Source organism: Microbacterium sp. BF1 (assembly GCF_019279095.1).
GTDB lineage: Bacteria > Actinomycetota > Actinomycetes > Actinomycetales > Microbacteriaceae > Microbacterium > Microbacterium maritypicum.
The window spans coordinates 1-4,315 of record NZ_JAGYWT010000200.1 but is presented as its reverse complement, the minus strand read 5'-3'; the positions used below and the strand labels follow the sequence as shown (position 1 = coordinate 4,315).

At 68.5% G+C, this 4,315-nt stretch carries 5 protein-coding genes; 3 read left to right on the top strand and 2 right to left on the bottom strand.

What is annotated here, in order from left to right; all coding sequences use genetic code 11:
- Positions 1 to 7: 7 nt before the first annotated feature.
- Positions 8 to 148 carry a helix-turn-helix domain-containing protein gene (locus KZA10_RS08620; protein WP_308289621.1) on the top strand — a complete coding sequence of 47 codons (141 nt, stop codon included), beginning with the start codon at positions 8 to 10 and terminating at the stop codon, positions 146 to 148.
- Positions 149 to 417: 269 nt separating this feature from the next.
- Here KZA10_RS08620 and KZA10_RS08615 read toward each other — a convergent pair whose 3' ends face one another.
- Positions 418 to 1,074, bottom strand: coding sequence for an alpha/beta hydrolase (locus KZA10_RS08615; protein WP_174799593.1), 657 nt, complete (start codon positions 1,072 to 1,074; stop codon positions 418 to 420).
- 72 nt (positions 1,075 to 1,146) lie between these two features.
- Here KZA10_RS08615 and KZA10_RS08610 point away from each other — a divergent pair, with 72 nt between their 5' ends.
- Positions 1,147 to 1,752, top strand: a complete 606-nt coding sequence (locus KZA10_RS08610; protein ID WP_017829271.1) for an NUDIX hydrolase family protein — start codon at positions 1,147 to 1,149, stop codon at positions 1,750 to 1,752.
- 13 nt (positions 1,753 to 1,765) lie between these two features.
- On the opposite strand, the gene KZA10_RS08605 is transcribed toward KZA10_RS08610, so the two are convergent.
- On the bottom strand, positions 1,766 to 2,833 hold the full coding sequence (locus KZA10_RS08605; RefSeq protein WP_127482963.1) for a low specificity L-threonine aldolase: 1,068 nt from the start codon (positions 2,831 to 2,833) through the stop codon (positions 1,766 to 1,768).
- 102 nt (positions 2,834 to 2,935) lie between these two features.
- Here KZA10_RS08605 and KZA10_RS08600 point away from each other — a divergent pair.
- A partial coding sequence (locus tag KZA10_RS08600) for an MFS transporter (protein ID WP_256934595.1) occupies positions 2,936 to 4,315 on the top strand: 1,380 nt, incomplete at its 3' end.

The window sequence follows — 4,315 nt, the reverse complement described above, 5'->3', positions numbered from 1 at the left end:
CGGGTCGATCACGAAGCGCGCCGTCGGCTGGGCGATCGGGCAGCTGCGTCGTGAACACGCCACGGTTCATGGCTTGGCTCGGCAGCTGGGGACGTCGTGGAAGACGGTGTGGCGCGCGGTCGAACCCATGAAGAGCGGTGGGGGTTGACATGAGTGTCTCCTGTCGAGTGCATGGGTGCACTGACACCGAGCCCTACCGGCTCGTGACACGCGTCACAGGATGCGGAGGGGAGGGTCTGCCGTGGAGTCGGCGATCGTCGGGTCAGCGCGCGGGAAGAAGAGCGCGGAGGCGACGGATCAGATCAAAGGACTTCCAGACACGGCGGACAGGACTCCCCGACGATACCCGGGCGTGTCGCATTCCCGCAACCCCGGGCGTGTCGGTTCGTGGCTCGGTCGTCGACCACGACGATGTGGCTAGCTCGCGGCGACCCCGTCGAGCCACTTCGTGAGGAACCGGTGCACGTCGGTGAGCTCCTCCTCGGAGATGCTGTGGGTGAGTCCGGTGTACACCCGGCCCGACAGCTCTGAGTGCGTGGGCAGCCACTGCGCGGTGTGATCGATCAGCGCGGGTGGGATGACGTCGTCGTGCGTTCCTCGGCCCCAGAACACGGGTGGGCGCAGCTCTTGCAGGGCCTCGTCGTTCGGAAGCTCTCCCGGGGACGCATAGCCGCTCAGCGCCACCACCGCGCCGAACCGCTCGGGTGCCAGCCGCAGGGCCTGCAGAGACACCGCCGCGCCCTGCGAGAAGCCGAGCAGCGCGATCGAGGGGGCCTCGGTCGCCGCCGTGTCGAGCCAGCGCAGGAAGGACTCCGCCGCGAGGGTGACGGCCGCGGAGCTGCGTCCGTCGAGTCCCTCGATCGGATACCACGAGCGCCCTGGCATCGGCCACGGGGGTGCGAGGGGCGCGGCGACGGATGCGACGGCGATGCCCTCGGGGAGGTAGGGGACGAGTCCGAACAGGTCGTGCTCGTCGGCACCGTAGCCGTGGAGCAGGACCAGCAGCGGCATCCCGCCGCGGTCGGGGGATGACCATCTGGTCGCGGTGTCGTCGATCGTCAGGTTCTCGCTCACATCGTCATCCTGCCAGGGGCGACCGACGTGCACACGGTGTCGGTTCAGGAAGGCGGCTGGTAGAAAGGACACATGGCGGTCCGCACACCTGATCCCGAGCCGGAGCCCGACGACGAAGGTCTCGGCGCTTTCCGGGAGTCGAACCCGCCCTCCCCGGATGCGAACCCCGGCTGGCTGAGCGAATTCGAGCTCGCAGAGGCGCGACGCCGTCTGCCGATGCTCTACGTCGAGGCGATTCCCGTGCGCACCGACGGCTCCGGCCAGGTGACCGAGATCGGCATCCTCCTGCGCTCCACGCCGATGGGGGAGATGACGCGCACGATCGTGTCGGGGCGCGTCCGCTTCGGGGAGACGGTGCGCGACGCCCTGTTCCGGCATGTCGAGAACGACCTCGGTCCGATGGCTTTCCCGTTGATGCCGCCGCAGCCGCTGCCCTTCACCGTCGCGGAGTACTTCCCGATGCCCGGCGTGAGCGCCTTCCATGACGACCGGCAGCACGCCGTGTCCCTGGCCTTCGTCGTGCCGGTCACCGGTACGTGCGAGCCGCGCCAGGATGCCCTCGAGGTCACCTGGTTCTCGCCGGAGGCCGCCGCATCCGATGCGGTCGCCGCCGAGATGGAGAACGGTCGCGGCACGCTCATCCGCCAGGCTCTCGCGAGCCTCGGCCTCCTGCGCTGACTTCTCCGGAAGCTCAGGCCGTGGTGAGGCGGGCGAGCTCGGCGACGAACGCGTCGACGTCGGCTTCCTCGGTGTCGAAGCCGCACATCCAGCGCACCTCCTTGCGCGCCGCGTCCCAGTCGTAGAAGCGGAACGAGTCGCGGAGCCGGTCGGCGACGCCGTCGGGGAGCGTGGCGAACACGCCGTTGGACTGGGTCGGCTGGGTGAAGTCCACACCGCGGATGGATCCGTCGGCGATCCCGGCCTCGATCTCGGAGCGCAGGCGCGCCGCCATGGCATTGGCATGCCGGGCGTTGCGCAGCCAGAGGTCGCCCTCCAGCAGCGCGATCAGCTGGGCGGAGACGAACCGCATCTTCGAGGAGAGCTGCATGTTGAACTTGCGCGAGTAGGTGAGACCGTCGGCCGCCTCGGGGTTCAGCACGACGATCGCCTCGCCGAGCATGGCGCCGTTCTTGGTTCCGCCGAAGGTGAGCACGTCGACGCCGGCGTCGCGGGTGAATGCACGCAGCGGCAGATCGAGGGCGGCGGCGGCGTTCGACAGACGGGCGCCGTCGAGGTGAAGCTTCATGCCGCGCTCGTGCACGTGGTCGGCGATCGTGCGGATCTCCTCCGCCGTGTACAGCGTGCCGAGCTCCGTGGTCTGGGTGATCGAGACGACCAGCGGCTGCGCGCGGTGCTCGTCGCCCCAGCCCCACGCCTCGCGGTCGATCAGCTCCGGGGTGAGCTTGCCGTCGTCGGTGGGGACCGTGAGCAGCTTGAAGCCGCCGATCTTCTCGGGGGCCGCGGCCTCGTCGACGTTGATGTGCGCGGTGGAGGCGGCGATCACCGCGCCCCAGCGCGGCAGCATCGACTGCAGGCCGGTCACGTTGGCGCCGGTGCCGTTGAACACCGGGAACGCCTGCACGCCGTCACCGAAGTGCTCCTGGAACACCTCCTGCAGGCGCGCGGTGTACGCGTCCTCCCCGTAGGCGCTCTGGTGGCCGCCGTTGGCCGCGGCGATCGCCGCGAGGACCTCGGGGTGGATGCCGGAGTAGTTGTCACTGGCGAAGCCCCGGATCGCGGGGTCATGCTGGATGCTCACCTCCCCAGCCTAATTGTCCCGGTGCTGCTCTCGGTCCGGTGATCGGGCCTCCGATCCGGTGGGGACTTCCCAATGTCGGGGGTCGGTTCTACCCTCGAAACCATGGAGCGCACCTCAGCGAAGAGGGCTTTCGCCAACGTCCTCGTCAACACGCTCATCGCGAACGTGACGACGAGCTTCCTGTGGTTCGCGCTCACGTTCTGGGTCTACATCGAGACGCGGTCGGTGCTGGCCACGGGCATCATCGGCGGCGCCTACATGCTCTTCGTCGCGTTCTTCGCGATGGCGTTCGGCACGATCGTCGACCGCAACCGCAAACACACCGTCATGGTGATCTCGAGCGTGATCTCCGCCGGAGCGTTCCTCGTGGCCGGAGCGCTCTACCTGTGGCAGCCCGAGGCCGCTCTTCTCGATCTGGGAGGGCCCTGGTTCTGGCTGTTCTCGGGTGTCATCCTGTTCGGCGGTGTGATCGAGCAGCTGCGCAACATCGCGCTGTCGACGACGGTCACCCTGCTCATTTCTGAAGAGAAGCGCGCGAACGCCAACGGCCTGGTCGGCACGGTGCAGGGCATCGCCTTCGTCGTGACGAGCGTCTTCTCGGGGCTCTCGATCGGCTTCCTCGGCATGGGGTGGACGCTCGCGATCGCCATCGCGGCCATGGCGATGACGTTCGTGCATCTGCTGTTCGTGCGCATCCCCGAGGGGACTCCCGAACCCGACCCGAATGCCTCCAGCGCACTCGACTTCCGCGGAAGCGTGCGCGCCATCCGTCTGGCTCCCGGGCTCTTCGCGCTGATCATCTTCTCCACGTTCAACAACCTCATCGGCGGCGTCTACATGGCGTTGATGGATCCCTACGGACTGACACTCTTCGACGCGCAGACGTGGGGCTTCGCGCTGGCGTTCGCCTCGACGGGATTCCTGGTCGGCGGCGGGCTGGTCGCCAAGTTCGGTCTGGGCCCCAGGCCCATGCGCACGATGCTGCTCGTGGTCATCGCGATGGGGCTGCTCGGGTCGGTGTTCATGCTGCGGGAGTGGTGGCCGCTGTACGTGGTCGGCATGTGGGTGTACATGGCTCTGGTGCCGCCCGTCGAGGCCGCCGAGCAGACCGTGATCCAGAAGGTCGTGCCTTTCGAGCGGCAGGGCCGCGTCTTCGGCGTGGCTGCCGCGATGGAGGCCGCCGCCGCGCCGATCACGGCGTTCATGATCGCCCCGATCGCCGAGTTCCTGATCATCCCGTACATGAACACCGCCGAGGGGCAGCAGCAGTGGGCGTGGCTGCTCGGTGAGGGCGAGGCCCGGGGCATCGCCCTCATCTGCCTGTTCGCCGGACTGATCATGGTCGTCGCCGCCACGCTGGCGTTCTTCACCCGGTCGTACCGCAGGCTCACCGACCTCTATGCCGAGGCTCCGGAGCAGGTGATCGAGGCGCCAGGGAACGAGAGCGCGGGCGAGACCACGGTCGCGCTCGACCGCGAGAAG